Origin of the sequence: Sporosarcina sp. SAFN-015, from assembly GCF_051966875.1 — a bacterium.
GTDB lineage: Bacteria > Bacillota > Bacilli > Bacillales_A > Planococcaceae > Sporosarcina.
The window spans coordinates 17,599-34,907 of the sequence record NZ_JBQCKP010000005.1 but is presented as its reverse complement, the minus strand read 5'-3'; the positions used below and the strand labels follow the sequence as shown (position 1 = coordinate 34,907).

Genomic DNA, 17,309 nt, shown 5'->3' with positions numbered 1-17,309 from the left:
TGCTTGCCGTCCGAAGTAAAGCGACCCACGCCAAATGCAATCCATTCTATTTATGAATGAGCACTTTTCTCGCGTTGCTCTCTAATTTCCTGCCATCTTTCTTTCGCCATCTCAATAATTTGGGGGTCGGTCGATGTCCTTTGGCCTTCAATTACTCTTGAGAAGTTCCGGATAGCAGCTTCCTTATCACCAATCAGATGGGAAAGCTCAGCCATCAAATATAAAACCCTCGTCTCCGACATTTGCGTACCAGCATGATCCCCTGAAGAATAGGCCTCTGTATACAAATTACGAGATACTGTTCTAAAACGATTCCCGGACACGAAGTCTTCGATATCGTCGTATAGCCAAGCGATTCGAAGCGTAATGCCTGCCATCGTCAATGACTTCTCTTTCTTTAGATTCGCACTAACATAAGCAAGTTTATAAGCTTCAATTGCCTCTTCAATAGTCCGTTCTTCACCGAATGATCTGCCGCTCCATAGGGAGGTGATCTTTTGTGCAATTTCCTCTTTCACGCCGGGTGCAAAGTAGCTGGAAAACTCATCTGTGTAGGCAAATCCACAATTGGGACAAACGGAGACATTATAGAGTATCGGGTTGACGCTAGAATCCGTATATATTGGTTTAAAGTCGCTATCATGCTTCGTGACACGGACGAAGCGTGAACGGATCTTCGTTGTAGTAAATTTCTCCTTGCAATTCAAACAAACCGTTTTCTTGACATAAGTAGGATTGATCTCCAATCAACATCATCCTTTCGCACTATACATTTCATTATACACCATCTTCTTCCGATTGGAGTGTATATAATTGCGTAATCGGTAAAATCATTGATATGATAGAAGAAAAGCGGGAAGGTGGATGTAAATGAAACAATATGTTGAAATTACTGAAGCTGCAGCGTTTCATGTGAAAGAAATGATGACTCATAACGGTGAGGAAGGTTCATTCCTTCGCGTTGCAGTAAATGGCGGAGGTTGCAGCGGATTAACATATGGCTTAGGATTCGAAGAGCAACAGTCTGATGATGATTACCTACTAACACAGCATGGTATTCAAATTGTTGTTTCCAAAGAGGATGCAGGAATCCTTGAAGGGACAAAGGTTGATTACAAAGAGTCCTTGATGGGTGGGGGATTTACAATAGATAATCCGAACGCCATCGCATCATGCGGCTGCGGAACTTCATTTAGAACGGCTAAGAAAGTCGGAACTCCAGAAGCTTGCGATTAAGCTTATTATAGATCCTGATGCTATTTTGCCTAGGTACATTTATAAACGATTCCTCCTATATCCAGACATGCCTTCCGGGTTCATCTGGGTGGGGAGGTTTTTATTACGTCTAGACTCCGGGTGGCAACTCCTCGGGTCATAAGTCAGCTCCGCTGCACGGCAAAGAGCGCCGTTTGCGGATCCGCCTTATGCCTGTCGGAGTTAAACGCCACCCTACGCTTTTGTTGTCGTCTAGACTCCGGGCGCCAGAGGCTCGGGGTCATAAGTCAAAGCTGCTCTGTGGCAAAAAGCGCCACGCCGCATCTTTGTCTTATGCCTGTCGCCTCTAGGCAGGCGCCTTCCGCTTTTGTTCTTATATTCCAATTAATGATTTTTATCATTATGATGTTGAAAAGGCCTACTAAAAAGGCTACTATTGAAGAGTAGAAGTTTGTCGAATAAAGGCAAATGCCAGGACTGGTTAAATCGTCGCAAGAACTGATTTTCAACGGACCCGGCACATAATAAAAATTAAAGGTGGTTTCGATTTTCGTGAAAAGACCGACAATCTTAGTATTAGGTGCGGGTTACGGCGGTTTATCCACAGTCGTCAACTTGCAAAAATCAATCGGCACTGACGAGGCTGATATTGTACTTATTAATAAAAATGATTATCACTATGAGTCGACTTGGCTTCATGAAGCGGCTGCAGGAACTTTGTCGCCTGAACAAGTTCGCTATGATATTAAAAGTGTCATCAATGAAGGAAAAGTTAAATTTGTAAAAGCGGAAGTTCAAGCAATTGATATCCCAGGTAAAGTGGTCACAACTAATGTCGGTACGCATACTTACGACTACCTTGTCATTGCATTAGGTTTCGAAGGTGAAACGTTTGGTATTACAGGCCTTGACAAATATGCATTGTCAATCGCTAACGTAAATGCGGCTCGTCAAATCCGTGAGCATATCGAATATCAATTTGCAACATGGTCTCTTGAAGATGAAAAAGACGATAGCCGTTTGACAATTGTTGTCGGCGGAGCGGGCTTCACTGGAATTGAATTCCTAGGGGAACTTGGCAATCGTGTACCTGAGCTTTGCAAAGAGTTTGATGTTCCTCAAGAGAAAGTTCGCGTCATTTGTGTAGAAGCGGCACCTATGGTGTTGCCAGGCTTCGATCCTGAATTGGTAGACTACGCGGTAAGACAATTGAAAGCAAAAGGAATTGAATTCTCCATCGGTACGCCAGTTGTAGAAGCAACTCCAGAAGGCGTCAACATTAAAAAAGGCGAAGATGAGTTTGAATTCATCAAAGCTGGTACTGTCGTATGGGCAGCTGGTGTTCGCGGCAATCGCTTGATCGAACAAACTGGCATTGAAAATATGCGTGCGCGTGTCAAAGTTGAAAAAGACCTTCGAGCTCCAGGACATGATGACGTATTCATCGTTGGTGACTGCGCATTGATGATCAATGAAGAAACGAATCGTCCATATCCTCCAACGGCTCAAATCGCGATGCAACAAGGTGATATGTGTGCGAACAACTTGATCGCATTGATTAAAGGCAACCCGACTTCCGAATTCACTCCAGATATTAAAGGAAGCATCGCTTCTCTTGGTGATGACGATGCAATCGGTGTCGCTTTCGGTAAGAAATTGATGGGTAAAAAAGCTTCATTCATGAAAAAAGTTGTTGATAACCGTTCCCTATTCATGATCGGCGGAGTAGGCTTGACTATTAAAAAAGGTAAATTCAACTTTCTAAAATAAGAATTGCATGCAACTAATAATTCACACCCGCCTATTCCATGGCGGGTGTTTTTTAAAGGGGGGATATGATTGGCGAAAAACAAACGAGGAAATGTTTGGCTCGGAGCATCTGCCATTGTCATGAACAGCAACGGTGAATGGCTCGTCGTCAAAAAGACATATAGCGGATTGAAAGGGATGTGGTCGTTGCCAGCCGGCTTCGTGGAAGGGAATGAAACAGCCGATCAAGCCGCAATTCGAGAAGTGAAAGAGGAGACAGGACTCGATTGCAAACTGGAAGGGATGGTCGGTTTTCGTACCGGCATATTGCAAGGCAATATTAGTGACAACATGGCGATTTTTCTATTACGCCCTGAACGAGACGATCAGCTCTTAATTCCCCAAGAGGAAGAAATCTCGGAAGTTGCTTGGAAAACACCATTTGAGTTGAAGGATGATCCCAATGTGTCAGCAATGATCCATGAAATTGCGGAAAGGGCAATAGAGTCAGGACTGCTTGAAATGGAACAGATGGATCCAGGAGATTGGTTTGGATACACATCATACAAACTGTTTTACAAAAAATGAACAAAAGTTCTAATTTCGACAAATCATTGAATTGACACTGTTATATTGAAAGCATGCACCTGTTCCTGTAAAATGGTGAATGGAAAGCGGAGGTAAATAATTTGGGAACAATTTCATTGACACATGTCGTTTTATCCATAATTATTTTCATGGTCATGTTTTTCGGAATAGGCTTCTTGCTAAATATGCTGCTCCGTATGACGTGGTTAATGGCGATTGTCTATCCGATCGTCGTCATTTTGATTATCGATGAAGTGAAAGTATTTGATTACTTCACAAATCCGGGTAATTCTTTCAATTTGCTCGGCGAAAAAATTATGTCTCTCCATGCAGCCGATATTATCATTCTTGCAAGCGGGCTCGTTGGCGCCATCATTTCAGGATTTGTTATTAAGCTGCTAAGAAAGCAAGGATATCAGATGTTCTAAGATAAGAAGAAGGTGTCCCACGACGAGGGAGCACCTTCTTCTTTGTTTTATGACACGATAAATGAATAGGTGATGACTGAAATGAGAATGCCCGTCACTGAACCTGCAAATACTTCGCTTGGCTTATGGCCTAATAGGGTTTTCAACTCCATGATCTTTTGCTGCCCGTCTTTCTGTTGCCAGCCTTTCACTTCTGTCACAAACGTTTGGAAGTCTACTCTCATTTGATTAATAATGAGTGCCTGTTGGCCTGCTTGGTAGCGGATCCCGGTTGCATCGAACATGACGATGACTGCAAAAATGGCAGATACCGCGAACAGCGGGGAATCGAGTCCGACTTCGTAGGCAATGGCAGTTGTCAGCGCGGATACCGCGGCTGAATGGGAGCTCGGCATGCCCCCGGTGGACGTCATCAACTTCCAGTCCAATTTTCTTGTCAATAAAAAGTGAATCGGAATCTTAACAAATTGAGCGAAAAAAATCGCAAATAATGCCGCGAGGAGCGGAGTGTTTTGCAATAAGGACATGATTCCACTCCTTTTCTAATGAAAATTCTACAAATAGTATACCATATCATTTGTCGTTGACTATTGAAAGTCCGATTTTTTTGAATGATTCTTTTGGTTCGAGAGTGAATTGGTATATAATAGAGGATGTATGAAAAGTGGGAGGTAGTCAAATGAAAGCATCATTTATTGTACCTGAATTCAGTAATGTGAAATCGGAAGTACTCGTTATAGGTGTTCCGGAACATCCTGAAAATGTAGAAGGGTGGAAAACATTTGCCGACTCATTCAGTCCGCGTCTGATGGATTGGGTCAAATCTGGAGATATTAAGACAGATTTCAAAAAAATCGTCAAAATGCCTGCATTGGAGGCGCTAGGATATGAGCGTATCATCTTCATCGGACTCGGGGCATCCAAAAAGCTGACGGAAGATCGTTTACGTCAAGCATTTGCAGCATTAGGCAAAGAATTGAAATCATCCAAGGCATCATCAGTGGCCATTTGGACAGCTCCATTTACGAATGAAGAATTGGCGTGTGTTGATGTCGTCTTCGCTGCAGCAGAAGGAATCGGCATGGGCTCTTATCAATTTGAAGGGTATAAGACCGATTCGAACGAAAGAGATGTCTCGCTGACAGATGTGGCATTTTTAACGGCGGCTGATGAAGATGAATTAAAGGCGGCATTCGAAGTAGGTAGTACATATGCAAACGCGGTCAATGAGGCACGTACGTTAGTGAACACACCGCCAAATATTCTAACTGCAACGAAGATGGCGGAGTATGCCAAGGAACTTGCGGAAAAACATGATTTTGAAATTGAAATCCTCGGTAAAAAAGAGATGGAAGAGCTTGGTATGGGTGCAATCTTGGCAGTTAATAAAGGATCCGTTGAAGAGCCCCGTCTCATCGTATTGAAATATGCTGGAACTGAACAGTGGGAAAATGTTGTTGGTCTTGTCGGCAAAGGAGTGACATACGATACAGGCGGCTACTCATTGAAACCTCGTGAAGGAATGGTCGGCATGAAAGGCGATATGGGCGGAGCGGCAGCAGTGCTCGGAGCGATGAATATCATCGGAGAGCTGCGTCCTGCGAAAAACGTCATCGCTGTTATCGGAGCGACGGATAATATGGTTTCAGGCGAAGCGTTCAAGCCTGATGATGTCATTACGTCACTAAGCGGCAAAACGATTGAAGTGTTGAATACGGATGCAGAAGGAAGACTTGTTCTTGCCGATGCAGTCACGTACGCGAAGCAATCCGGAGCTAACTATTTGATAGACGTAGCGACGCTCACGGGAGGCGTTATTGTCGCACTAGGCAATGACAAGACCGGGGCATTGACGAATGATGAATCGTTCTTTGAAGAGTTCATGCAAGCCTCGTTGGAAACAGGTGAATTCGTATGGAGATTGCCGCTTACAGAGAGCGACAAGAAGCGTATCCGAAAAAGTGATGTTGCCGATTTGAACAATTCACCGGGCCGTGACGGTCATATGATCTTCGGTGGAGGATTTGTCGGTGAATTCGCGGAAGACACTCCATGGATTCATTTGGACATCGCAGGCACTTCAGATGCGTCGGCTGCCCATGACCTCGGTCCTAAAGGTGCTACGGGTGTAATGGTCCGTACTCTTGCTACAGTTGTCGAGCGTATGGCAGATGCTGATGTGACTGAATGAAAAGCTTGAAGTCTTCGGTTGTAAATTGGATGCCGGAGTAACCGTTATTGGATTGACCTATAGGCGTCCGTCCCTCCTCACTTAGCCCGTCACGAATAGGATAAGTGAGAAAGGGGGATATAGATGGTACGTTTTGATAATAGGCATCGTGGTGGTTATGGAAGGAATTACAGAAGGAATGACGGGTTTGGATTTGGGGTAGGTGGTCCCTTTTTAGGTGGTTTAGTAGGCAGCTTCCTTGGCAACGCCTTGTTCCCACCTTATTATCCTTATAACTATCCGTATGGATATCCATATAATTATTATCCATATGGATATGGATATCCTCCGTATTACAATTATCCACCATACGGCTTTCCATATTAAAAAGACAACTCGGTATTCCAATATGGAATACCGAGTTTGTTTGTCTTTTGCTTCAATCTTTTAATTTCTTCATGTTGATCTCTTTAGCCTCTTTGATGACTTCCTTCAAATCATCCCCAACGGTTAATTCAGTTGGCTTTACACCTGACATATAGGCGGCGCGGCCCATTAAGTGTCCGCCAATTGGGGAGGTGATGAACAGGAATGCGATACCGAGAAGCAGGGAGATACTAAAATGGCCTTCCTTCAACCAAAAGTGAAAGAACACGCCAAGCAATATACTAAGAACACCGAGAGTCGCACTTTTCGATGCTGCATGTGCACGTGTATAGACGTCTGGTAATCGTAAAATGCCAATCATCGCCACAATCGTGAAAATGACACCGACGCTGATAGTCGTAACGATTAAAATATTAGCGATTACGGTCACGTTCAATGATCTCTCCTTTCTCAATAAACTTGGAGAATGACACTGTGCCGATGAACGACATAATGGCAATTAATAAAATTACATCGATGAAAAAGGCGGTGTCGAACAAAATGGAAATCAGCGCGATTGCTGAAATGAGCATAACGCCAATTCCATCAAGAGCGATGAGCCTATCGGGCACAGAAGGTCCCCGGTATACACGGAACATGACACCGATCATCGTTAACACTACGAGAATCAGTGACGCCCAAATAAAAATCATCATGCCCGGCTCACCTCCATGATCGCTTTTTCGAATGAATTTTTTATAGAGTCAATCGCTTCGTCCACATCGTCAACGTCGATTGCATGGATGTACAATGTGCGTTGGTCATCAGATACGTGAAGTACAAGCGTTCCGGGTGTCAACGTGATCAGGCTGGATAATAGTGTGATTTCCCAATCATGCTCAAGCTCCGTCGGCAACGCGAAAATCATAGGCTGGAGCTGTAATTTCGGTTTAATGACAAGCAGTAGAACCGAAATATTTGAAAGCACCAGTTCTTTGAAGAACAACAGCGTCAATTTTATGGCCGCCCAAAGTCGCCATATATAAAGCCGCGATTTGAAAAATCGTCTCGTAATGACAATTAAAATCAAACCGATCAAATATCCGATGATGAAAGTTGTCGCAGTCAATGAAGAATTCATGAACATCCAAATGACAGCGATTAGAAAGTTCAATAATATTTGAAATGCCATCGACATCTACTCCTTCAGCACCGCATCAATATAGATGGATGGTTGTAGTAATACATCCGTGGCGTCTGTCACGTAAGGAATGAGCCACTCAGTTCCGACTCCGTAAAAGACCGAAAGAATGACTAAAACGATTGTTGGAAGCATCATTCGTACGTATGGCTTCCGCTTCGTTTTCGGCAGTTCCACAGGCTCTCCCCAGAATGCATATATGAAAATCCTGATAACCGAGAGCAGAACGATCAAGCTCGATGCAAGGATAAGGATGCTTCCCCACACATTATCGGCCTGAAATGCACCTTGGGCAATGAGCAGTTTCCCAATGAACCCGCTTAATGGCGGAATGCCTGCTAATCCGAAGGCAGCAATCAAGTAAAACCACCCAAGAGGGGCATGGGTTTTCATCAATCCGCCCATTTTCCGTAAATTTGACGTACCGGTGACATAAATGATAATGCCGATCAACAAGAACAGAGCTCCTTTGATAAGCATGTCATGCACTAAGTAAAAGATCGCGCCAGAGATACCCGCTTCATTCATCTGAGATGCACCGAAAAGAATGACGCCGACCGCAATGACGATGTTATAAATGATAATCTGCTTCAAATCGAAGTATGCTAGCGCACCGATGCAGCCGACAATGACGGTCAAAATGGATACAACCATCAAAATCTCATGGGTGACTCCGATATTGTGAGTGAAAAACAACGTATACGTCCTCATAATCGCGTATACTCCGACCTTCGTCAGCAAAGCGCCGAACAAAGCGAGAACCGGGATAGGAGGAGCAGCATACGATCCTGGAAGCCAGAAGTAGAGCGGGAATATGGCCCCTTTGACCCCAAAAACAATCAACATCAGAACAGCTATGACCGTGATAATTCCCGGTTGACCAATTTCAGCGATCTTCACCGAAATATCGGCCATGTTCAATGTACCGACGACGGAGTAAAGATAAGCGACAGTAATAACAAATAATGCTGAAGAAACGACATTAACAAGTATGTACTTGATCGATTCACGCAATTGCTTTTTTTCGCCGCCAAGGACGATCAATAAGTAGGATGCGATGAGCAGAACTTCAAAAAAGACGAACATATTGAATATATCTCCGGTTGTAAATGCACCGTTCACTCCTGTAACCATGAATAGGATGGCAGGGTAGTAGAAGAACTTCTCCCGTTCTTCTCCAATTGCAGTGAAACTGTAGACAACGACGAATAAGGTAATTAAAAGGGTCGTCGTGACTAATAATGCGGAGAACATATCCGATACCATCGTAATTCCGAACGGTGCTGGCCAGCTGCCTAGTGTAACAGACTGGATGCCGTCCGTTTTGACGGTCACTAACAAATAGAACGAAGCAATGAGGCTAAGCACGACTCCGATACATGATAAAACCCTCTGGACCTGGACGTTCTCTTTAAAGAACAGCAGTAGAATCGCAAAAAGGAAAGGTATGATGATCGGGAATAAAAGTAAGTTAATCATGTTCGTCATTTCCTTTCAGTTGATTCATGTCATCGGTTTTATGGACAGCATAAGCGCGGTACGCCATTACGAGAATGAAAGCCGTCACACCGAAGCTGATGACAATCGCTGTTAGAATAAGCGCTTGCGGCAATGGATCCGCAAAGTCCGTCACGCCTTCTGATATAACGGGAGGTGCCAGGCCTCCTAGTCCACCCATCGTTAGGATGAGCAAATGGGCGCCATGGCTCAATAATCCTGTCCCGATGATAACTTTCAAAAGACTTCTAGATAGGATCAAATAAACCGCTGCAGTGAATAAGACACCGATTAAAATAGCCATTACCAATTCCATTACGAATCCCCTCCAATTGACTGGATGATTGTAATAGCTGAGCCTACGACGACGAGGAATACACCAGCGTCAAACACCATCGCCGTATGAAGGGATGTCTTGCCGAATAATGGCAAAGTAAAGTAGTCAAAAGCATGCGTGAAAAACGGGACATTGAAAAAGATGGAACCTGCGGCAGTCCCGAGCGCTAATAATAAACCGATTGCAGTCATGATCGTAAAATTGAATGGCAAAGCTTTCTGCACAGTTTTCAAATCAAAGGCTAATAAGAGAAGAACAATCGCTCCTGTCGTCAGCAAACCACCGACGAAGCCTCCTCCGGGTGTATAATGCCCAGCAAAGAAAATATGGATTGAAAAAAGGAAAATGATGAAAAATACTACTTTTGTCGTCGTCTGTAAAATGACGTCATTTGTTTTCATCTGAACTCTCCTTTCTTGCCAAACGAAGTTTAATCATTCCTAGAACGCCGATTCCGGCAATCGCCAATACGGCTATTTCGAATAAAGTATCAAATCCACGGTAATCCACAAGGATGACGTTAACGATATTCCCTCCGCCAGCTTCTGTTTCAACCGTTTCCTTGTAATAACTTGAAATGGATTCAACAAGCTTCTGTGAGTGGGAAGACAAAGCAACCAACGTTACAGTTACGCCGACTCCAAGGGCAATAATGGCGTTCACCAATTTATGGCTCTTTTTCTCTCCGTGATCGGATAGCTTAGGCAAATGTTGAAATGCCAATAAGAATAACGCAACCGACACAGTTTCAATAACCAATTGTGTAAGTGCCAAATCGGGCGCTTTGAAAATAACGAAGAATAGTGCGACCGAATAACCGACAGCTCCAAGCGATATAATCGCCCCAAGCCTCGTTTTAGATAGCAATACGAAAGCGACTGCAAGCAAAAGAATGACAGCATTAATTACACCGTACACACTTACTTTTGAAAAGCTGGACATATCCACGACAAATGCATCTTGAAGGAATAGCATTGCTATCGTTGTTACCGATAAAAATGCAAATATGTACAACAAATAGGTGCGGATGAGCCCTGTCATATACATGCGAGATAGGCGGTTCATGCCTTTTTCGCTAAACGTCATCGTTCCGTCATACAGCGCATTCAAGGAAATAGAATCAGGCTGGATCCAATAATACTTTTGCCATTTCGACAGCGACATGTAGAGAAGACCACCGATAAGTACGATGCCGACTGTCATCCAAAGTTCTGGGGAAGCGAATCCGTGCCACGCGGAAACATGGACAGCCACTTCTGATGGATGTGAATATTGATACGGTTGGATTGCCATGACGGCAGGCTTGACGAGCCATTTCCCGACAACATTCGGTATGAAAAAGATCGCAACGACGAGCGAAGCAAGAACTACCGGGGATATGAGCATCCCGACAGGCGCTTCATGTGGCTCACGCGGCAACTTGCCAACCTTTTTTTGTCCCGCGAATGTTTTGAACACGAAGTAAAAGCTGTAAATGAATGTGAATACACTTGCTATCCACGCAATGACAGGGAAGAAGGCTCCCCAAGTAGCAAAATTGAATAACTCAAAGTGACGGATTGCAAGCATTGATTGTAAAAACATCTCTTTACTCAAGAAACCATTGAATGGCGGCAAGCCAGCCATTGACATCGACCCGATGAACGCGACAGTGAAACTGACCGGCATGATGCTCATGAGGCCGCCAAGCTTACGAATATCTCTTGTCCCCGTTTCATGATCGACAATTCCTGCTATCATGAACAAGCTCCCTTTGAACGTCGCATGGTTGATCAAATGGAAAATGGCAGCGAACATAGCAAAGGAGAACAATGTTTCATTCACATGAAATGTAATAGCTCCCGCGCCGAGCAACGACATGATTAAGCCGAGCTGACTGACGGTTGAAAAGGCTAAAATGGCCTTTAGATCTGTCTGCTTCACTGCGAATAGCGAGCCCCAGAACAATGTGAGTAATCCGATGCCCGAAACGAGCCAAATCCACACTTCTGACGCTGCGAAAATCGGTGTGAACCGCGCAACAAGATATAACCCCGCTTTTACCATTGTCGCTGAATGCAAATAGGCACTGACAGGTGTAGGCGCTTCCATGGCATCTGGCAACCAAATGTAAAATGGAAACTGTGCAGATTTCGTGAAGGCCCCAAGTAAAATGAGTACGAGCGCTAATGTGAAAAATTCATGCCCAACGAATGTGGACGATTCGGCAATTAGCTCCCGGATGGAGAATGTACCTCCCATAATACCTAGAAGGATGAACCCTCCAAGCATCATCAGTCCTCCGAAAACGGTTATCATCATTGATTTTAAAGCGCCGAATCTAGAACCGTCACGAGTAAACCAATAACCGATCAATAAAAATGATGAAATGGATGTAAGCTCCCAAAATAGATAGAGCGAAATGACATTATCCGATTGGACAACCCCAAGCATTGCACTCATGAATAGAAGAAGATAGACGTAGAAGTTACCTAGCTTCTCCTTGTTCTTATCGAGATAAAAGATCGAATAGAGTACAACGAGCGCTCCAATCCCTGTAATAAGCAGGGAGAATAAAATACTCAACCCATCCAAATAGGATACGAATGAGATACCGAGCGAAGGTATCCATTGTAGTTCAGATAATGCATGTCCACCGTCCATTGTCGTCTTGATGAATGTTGTATAATAAATGAATAATACAACAGGAACAGCAAGGACGAACCATCCAGTATGTATACCTTTTATTTTTCGAAATAGGAACGGTATGAATAGTGCCGCTACAATCGGCAGAAAAATCAGTAATACGAATTCCAAAGTAATCCTCCTTCCAATGAACGAATCATTATTCTTTGCATTGTTTAAAAGTATAACGTAAAATCCGGCGAAATGCATAGGAGACATTTGGGTGTTGTTGCGATTTTGGTTTACCTTCCTATATTATAGGGAAAAGAGAATTTATTTGCTTTCGGGGTGTCAAATGAGAAATCCGTATCTTTTTGGCTATTTGCCATTTCTGACAATTACACTGTTTAGTTTGACGTTCGGTGTCTATTTAGTAGGGGCATCGATTGTTTTTTTTGGTCAAATCGGTTTATATGCAGGCATGAGGGAGTTTTTGACGGATACACAACTGCGTCTTTTTCTTCTAGTCATTTATTCGCTTGCTTTTTTTATGATTTTTTCTGCTTTGAAGCTGATTGCAGAGACGATTCATGAGACGGCGATGTTGTTTTTCTCGATCGATGCAGTGGGGGAGTCGTATAGTGAGGCGAAGAGCGGCAATTTGATTTATTTTATTGGAGCGCTTGCTTCGGTAGGCGGCATACAGTCGGTGAAGATTCTTTTAGTGATCTTCCTGTTGACGACATTTGTTTATTTTGTTTTTATGATGTTTAAATTGAGTAAGTTCATGACGATTCCAAGTATGATTGGTTTGTTGTTTTTTGAAATATTCGTTTGGGGGATCTTTTTATCTGGTGTTATTTATATTGTTTTGAAGCTTTATAATGGTGTTCTTGCGAGTCTTCCGGTTGTTTGAACCTCATTAAAAAATCGTTGAAACGAACACTGATGTGATCATTTCAACGATTTTTGTTTTAAGGAACATACAGCAATTCACTGAAAGCGCGCAGGTGTAGCTTTTGGTTGCTTAGGTGTTGGATGGATGATGGTTTGTCGTAGCCGATCCAGACGGCGATTGTGTATTGGTCGTTCATGCCTGCTACCCATAAGTCTTTGTAATGGTCAGTCGTTCCTGTCTTTGCTCCAGTATATGTTGTTGTGCTGCGGATCCCTCTACCTGTTCCGTTTACTACGACGTCTTGCATTAAGTTACGGATCGTCGAAACCGTTGAGGCGGACCATACTTTCATAGCTTCATCTTTCCATTCGTAAAGTGTATTTCCGTGACGGTCTTTTACATATCGGATGGCGTGAGGTTTGGAATACATGCCATCCACGAAGCTGGAATAGGCCGAAGCTAGTTCGAGCGGGGTCACGCCTTTATGGAAACCACCTAGAGCAGCAGGGTAGGTGAAGTCTTCGTCGGTGACGTTTTCGAATTGGAATGCACTTAAATGATTAAAAGCCTCTTTAATCCCTACCTTATGGAATAATCTCACAGCCGCCGTGTTATGACTATGACGAAACGCTTCTTTCACGGTCGTCATCCCATACGTATACCCACCAATATTCGTTGGACAGTACGAACCTATGCAAATATTGCTGCTGTCGATCGGCGTGCTTTCCTTGAATGGGCCGCTTTCAAGATAAGGTGCGTATACGAGCAAAGGCTTGATGGCGGAGCCAGGTTGTCTCACAGCTTGATAGGCTCTGTTGAAATCTCCTTTGCGAAAGCTGTTACCTCCATAGACGCTTACGATTTCTTTCGTCGAATTATCAATGACAGCTGCCCCTGCTTGTAAATTTTTCGTTCTTAACAGAGAGGAAAGAGAGGATTCATCATGCTTTTGCTTCTTAGAATCAAGAGCTGTTTCAATTTTTATTCCTCCAGCGATCACTTCAGCAGTCCGTTTTTTCAAAGCGTCGAGATGCGCCTGTTTTTCACTAGGGGTCGATGCAGCCGCGATGGATGCTGTAAATCCTTCCGACTGACCTATTAAATCTTCTAGCTCGGCTAGAACATAAGAGCTATACATATTAAATTCATTTGCTTTTTCTTTTACATGTAACATTATTTTTTCTTGCTTCCACATATCCGCTTCCTGCTCCGTCATGACACCGTTTGTTGTAAGGACGGATAAGAGGAGCTCTTGCCGCTTCTTCGTATTGTCAAAGTGACGGAGCGGATCGTAATGGGAAGGATTATTCGGGATTGCAGCGATGAACGCCATTTCGGCTGGATTCAATTCATCGAGAGGGCGGTTGAAATAAAAAGTTGCTGCCGCACCAACACCATATACTTGATTGCCAAAAAACATTTCATTCAAATACATTCCGAGGATGTCTTCTTTTGTCGACTGCTGTTCCAGTTCTGCCGCATACAACAGCTCTTTGAATTTCCGCTCGTATGTCTTTTCAGTCGTCAAAAATCGCATCCTTACGACTTGTTGGGTAATCGTTGAACCTCCTTGGCTCATCTCATCATTTCTTGCATTGACTGCGAAAGCTCTAGCAATTGCAGCGATGTCATATCCTTTATGTTCAAAGAATCTTTGATCTTCACTCACAAGAAACAGCTGCTGAACAAAATCAGGAATGGAATCCAAAGGAAGCGGCTGCCTCCATTCCACATATTCCTCCGCAAAAATCCTCCCATCTCGGTCTGTCATTGAAATCGGAATGCTGATGGAAGGTTCAGTGAGTTCAATCGTATCTCCAATTGTATTTTTCAAAACCTGCGCTTTCGACCACTCTTTGGCAACAGCCTGCTGAATGACAAGCAACAAGGGAATCATCATGATTGTGATGATGAAGCTACTAAACTTTTTCAAAATGGACCCCCTTCCTATGAAAAAATAATAGCACATTTCCGTTTTGGAAATGTGCTAAATTTCATTTGCTGGATTGTCCGCTTTCTGCTGCCAGGAAATCTTCAAAATCCTGTACTGGTTTTCTTTTTGCATAATAAAGGAATGCAAAGCCTATTAAGAAAAGGATGCCAGTAAGGATGAATACCGACGAAATGCCGATGAAGCCACTGACAACCCCGCCGAACATCGGACCGATAATGTTGCCGAGAAAACGGAAGCTTGAATTGTATCCCATTACTTCTCCTTGGATATCGATCGGAGCTTCCCGCCTTACGAGGGCAGTCGTAATCGGGATCATGCCGCCTATTGCAATTCCGAATAGTAGCCGCCAAATCATCAATTGCCAGATGGAAGAGACAAAAGCTTGCGGGACGATAAAGACGAAAGAGAGGAGCAACAATATGCCAAGCACTTTTTCGTACCCGATTTCATCCCCCATTTTTCCCCACTTCCTTGCGAACAGCAGGTTTCCGACACCGGCAGCACTGAAGGTGAGACCTGCCAGAAAAGCGACATCTTTCGAATCTGTCAACCCTGCAACGTATAAGGAAAGGAGGGGCTGGATGCTGAAGTTCCCGATTTGGATTAAGGAAGTCACAATCATAACGTTCAACATGAGACGATGATGAAGCAATCCTGCTAATATCGTTTTCCGCGAATATTGTACGGCTTTCTTCGTCTTCACTTTCTTCTGTTCTTTTATCCCGAACAATACGATCAGGGCTGCGGCGACGACAGAGATGGAAGTGATGATGAAAGTGTATTTAAATCCGAATGCATCGGCCATCAATCCGCCTAGCACAGGTCCAAACAATGTTCCCGTAACGCTTCCCATTTGTAGTGTACCAAGTTTTTTGCCGGCTTCTTCCCTTGCGGTTTGAGAGGAAACGAATGCGAGCGATGTCGGTATGAACCCCGTGACGACACCATTGAATAGACGGAGGATGAAGAATGCTTCAACTGAATGAACGAAACCCATCAGGAAGACGGAAACCGCAATTCCGAAACCGTTAATGAGCAATATCGGTTTAAATCCGTATTTATCAGCAATTCGCCCCCAAATCGGCGACATAATTAATGCTGTAATGAATGTCGCTCCGAAAATCAATCCTGCCCATTTTTGGACGTATGCATCCGAATGATCCCCGAACGTTTCTATATATAAAGACAGGAATGGCATGATCATCGTCATTGTACCGGCGACTAGAAAGTTTGCGAACCAAATGATGATGAAATTACGTTTTTGTACATCCATATAATGTGACCCGCTTTCATACTGACCCGCCGAGTTTTTTCAGCACGGCGTTGAGTTAATTGGAAATCGTTTATCAGAGTAGAGATTCCCTTTGCCTAGCGTAAGTAAACGTAACTATTATTCATCCGCTGTTGAATAGTATAAAACAATTCGAGTGTCGAAGGAAATTTCATGCTTATCAATCGAAAAAAAGAGAGGGGTATGGTAAACTGTTTCAGGGTGAATGATTATGAAAAAGATGTCGCTAACTTTGCTTTCAATCTTTCTATTACTGATGCTTGCCGCTTGCGGACAAAGTGAACAAAAGGATCAGGAGACAGTAACAAATGGCTCGTCTACTACACAAAGTGAAGACGGTGAGCAAGAAGAAAAAACTGATGATACATCATCAGATGAAGCGACCAATGAGGAGGACACGACTATGTATCCACAATTATCGAATGAAGTAGCAGCAAACGAAGCTCTTGTCGTTATGAATACGACGATGGGTCCGATTAAAATTAAACTATTCCCGGAACAAGCGCCGAAAACAGTTGAGAACTTCTTGACGCATGCAGAAAACGGCTATTATGACGGAATCATCTTCCACCGCGTCATCAAAGACTTCATGATTCAAGGCGGTGACCCGACTGGAACAGGAATGGGCGGAGAAAGCATCTACGGCGATTCCTTTGAGGATGAATTCACGATGGATCTTTTCAATCTAAGAGGGGCATTGTCAATGGCAAATGCCGGCCCGAATACAAATGGAAGCCAATTCTTCATTGTACAAGCTTCGAATCCTCCTGCCACAGCAGCACAATTGACACAAGGCGGCTGGCCTGAAGAAATCGCGAAAGCATATGAAGCGAACGGCGGTACGCCTCATCTTGATCAGAAGCATACTGTTTTCGGTCAAGTAATCGAAGGAATGGATGTTGTAGATAAAATTGCAACAGCTAAAACTGATCGATCAGATAAGCCAGTTGAAGAAATTTCAATTGAATCGATTGAAATCATCCAGAAATAATACACGTTAGGAAGTGTACG

General features: G+C 43.6%; 19 protein-coding genes. 8 read left to right on the top strand and 11 right to left on the bottom strand.

Annotated elements, in window-relative coordinates:
* Window positions 1-50 precede the first annotated feature (50 nt).
* Window positions 51-746 (bottom strand): DUF2225 domain-containing protein, encoded by a 696-nt coding sequence (locus ACTHPA_RS10320; RefSeq protein ID WP_440500150.1) that lies wholly within the window; start codon window positions 744-746, stop codon window positions 51-53.
* A 124-nt stretch (window positions 747-870) separates the two neighbouring features.
* Between ACTHPA_RS10320 and ACTHPA_RS10315 the strand changes: the two genes are divergently transcribed.
* The 4 genes from ACTHPA_RS10315 (at window position 871) to ACTHPA_RS10300 (ending at window position 3,980) form a co-directional block, all read left to right on the top strand.
* On the top strand, window positions 871-1,236 hold the full coding sequence (locus ACTHPA_RS10315) for a HesB/IscA family protein (RefSeq protein ID WP_440500149.1): 366 nt from the start codon (window positions 871-873) through the stop codon (window positions 1,234-1,236).
* A 531-nt stretch (window positions 1,237-1,767) separates the two neighbouring features.
* Entirely contained in the window at window positions 1,768-2,985 is a 1,218-nt protein-coding gene (locus ACTHPA_RS10310; RefSeq protein ID WP_440500147.1) for an NAD(P)/FAD-dependent oxidoreductase, read from the top strand.
* A 69-nt stretch (window positions 2,986-3,054) separates the two neighbouring features.
* The gene (locus tag ACTHPA_RS10305; RefSeq protein WP_440500146.1) at window positions 3,055-3,552 is read left to right on the top strand and encodes an NUDIX domain-containing protein; all 498 of its coding nucleotides are present in this window, start codon (window positions 3,055-3,057) and stop codon (window positions 3,550-3,552) included.
* A 101-nt stretch (window positions 3,553-3,653) separates the two neighbouring features.
* A complete protein-coding gene (locus ACTHPA_RS10300; RefSeq protein WP_440500144.1) occupies window positions 3,654-3,980 on the top strand; it encodes a YuiB family protein in 327 nt (108 codons plus the stop codon).
* Window positions 3,981-4,027: 47 nt separating this feature from the next.
* Here the strand turns inward: ACTHPA_RS10300 and ACTHPA_RS10295 are convergent, their stop codons facing one another.
* Window positions 4,028-4,507: a divergent PAP2 family protein gene (locus tag ACTHPA_RS10295; protein WP_440500143.1), complete on the bottom strand. Its 480-nt coding sequence runs from the start codon at window positions 4,505-4,507 to the stop codon at window positions 4,028-4,030.
* Window positions 4,508-4,659: 152 nt separating this feature from the next.
* Between ACTHPA_RS10295 and ACTHPA_RS10290 the strand changes: the two genes are divergently transcribed.
* Together ACTHPA_RS10290 and ACTHPA_RS10285 are read left to right on the top strand one after the other, a co-directional pair.
* Window positions 4,660-6,171: a leucyl aminopeptidase gene (locus ACTHPA_RS10290; RefSeq protein WP_440500142.1), complete on the top strand. Its 1,512-nt coding sequence runs from the start codon at window positions 4,660-4,662 to the stop codon at window positions 6,169-6,171.
* 123 nt (window positions 6,172-6,294) lie between these two features.
* A complete protein-coding gene (locus ACTHPA_RS10285; RefSeq protein ID WP_440500141.1) occupies window positions 6,295-6,537 on the top strand; it encodes a hypothetical protein in 243 nt (80 codons plus the stop codon).
* 52 nt (window positions 6,538-6,589) lie between these two features.
* Here the strand turns inward: ACTHPA_RS10285 and mnhG are convergent, their stop codons facing one another.
* Genes mnhG through ACTHPA_RS10250 form a run of 7 tightly spaced genes read right to left on the bottom strand, consistent with a single transcriptional unit; the run spans window position 6,590 to window position 12,347 of the window.
* Window positions 6,590-6,967: a monovalent cation/H(+) antiporter subunit G gene (gene mnhG, locus ACTHPA_RS10280; protein ID WP_440500383.1), complete on the bottom strand. Its 378-nt coding sequence runs from the start codon at window positions 6,965-6,967 to the stop codon at window positions 6,590-6,592.
* Window positions 6,951-7,232, bottom strand: coding sequence for a Na(+)/H(+) antiporter subunit F1 (locus ACTHPA_RS10275; protein ID WP_440500140.1), 282 nt, complete (start codon window positions 7,230-7,232; stop codon window positions 6,951-6,953). The genes mnhG and ACTHPA_RS10275 overlap by 17 nt, the downstream gene beginning before the upstream one ends.
* The gene (locus ACTHPA_RS10270; RefSeq protein WP_440500139.1) at window positions 7,229-7,708 is read right to left on the bottom strand and encodes a Na+/H+ antiporter subunit E; all 480 of its coding nucleotides are present in this window, start codon (window positions 7,706-7,708) and stop codon (window positions 7,229-7,231) included. The genes ACTHPA_RS10275 and ACTHPA_RS10270 overlap by 4 nt, the downstream gene beginning before the upstream one ends.
* Before the next feature lie 6 nt (window positions 7,709-7,714).
* Window positions 7,715-9,196 (bottom strand): Na+/H+ antiporter subunit D, encoded by a 1,482-nt coding sequence (locus tag ACTHPA_RS10265; RefSeq protein ID WP_440500138.1) that lies wholly within the window; start codon window positions 9,194-9,196, stop codon window positions 7,715-7,717.
* On the bottom strand, window positions 9,189-9,530 hold the full coding sequence (locus tag ACTHPA_RS10260) for a Na(+)/H(+) antiporter subunit C (RefSeq protein ID WP_440500136.1): 342 nt from the start codon (window positions 9,528-9,530) through the stop codon (window positions 9,189-9,191). Before ACTHPA_RS10260 ends, ACTHPA_RS10265 begins: the two co-directional genes overlap by 8 nt.
* Window positions 9,530-9,952 carry a Na(+)/H(+) antiporter subunit B gene (locus ACTHPA_RS10255; protein WP_440500134.1) on the bottom strand — a complete coding sequence of 141 codons (423 nt, stop codon included), beginning with the start codon at window positions 9,950-9,952 and terminating at the stop codon, window positions 9,530-9,532. The genes ACTHPA_RS10260 and ACTHPA_RS10255 overlap by 1 nt, the downstream gene beginning before the upstream one ends.
* Window positions 9,939-12,347, bottom strand: a complete 2,409-nt coding sequence (locus ACTHPA_RS10250) for a Na+/H+ antiporter subunit A (RefSeq protein ID WP_440500133.1) — start codon at window positions 12,345-12,347, stop codon at window positions 9,939-9,941. Before ACTHPA_RS10250 ends, ACTHPA_RS10255 begins: the two co-directional genes overlap by 14 nt.
* A gap of 163 nt (window positions 12,348-12,510) precedes the next feature.
* On the opposite strand from ACTHPA_RS10250, the gene ACTHPA_RS10245 reads away from it, so the two are divergent.
* A complete protein-coding gene (locus ACTHPA_RS10245) occupies window positions 12,511-13,071 on the top strand; it encodes a DUF5366 family protein (protein WP_440500132.1) in 561 nt (186 codons plus the stop codon).
* Between the two features lie 58 nt (window positions 13,072-13,129).
* Here the strand turns inward: ACTHPA_RS10245 and ACTHPA_RS10240 are convergent, their stop codons facing one another.
* Both ACTHPA_RS10240 and ACTHPA_RS10235 read right to left on the bottom strand, forming a co-directional pair.
* Window positions 13,130-14,986 (bottom strand): transglycosylase domain-containing protein, encoded by a 1,857-nt coding sequence (locus tag ACTHPA_RS10240; protein WP_440500131.1) that lies wholly within the window; start codon window positions 14,984-14,986, stop codon window positions 13,130-13,132.
* 61 nt (window positions 14,987-15,047) lie between these two features.
* On the bottom strand, window positions 15,048-16,280 hold the full coding sequence (locus ACTHPA_RS10235; protein ID WP_440500129.1) for an MFS transporter: 1,233 nt from the start codon (window positions 16,278-16,280) through the stop codon (window positions 15,048-15,050).
* Between the two features lie 229 nt (window positions 16,281-16,509).
* Between ACTHPA_RS10235 and ACTHPA_RS10230 the strand changes: the two genes are divergently transcribed.
* A complete protein-coding gene (locus tag ACTHPA_RS10230) occupies window positions 16,510-17,289 on the top strand; it encodes a peptidylprolyl isomerase (protein ID WP_440500127.1) in 780 nt (259 codons plus the stop codon).
* Window positions 17,290-17,309: the final 20 nt, after the last annotated feature.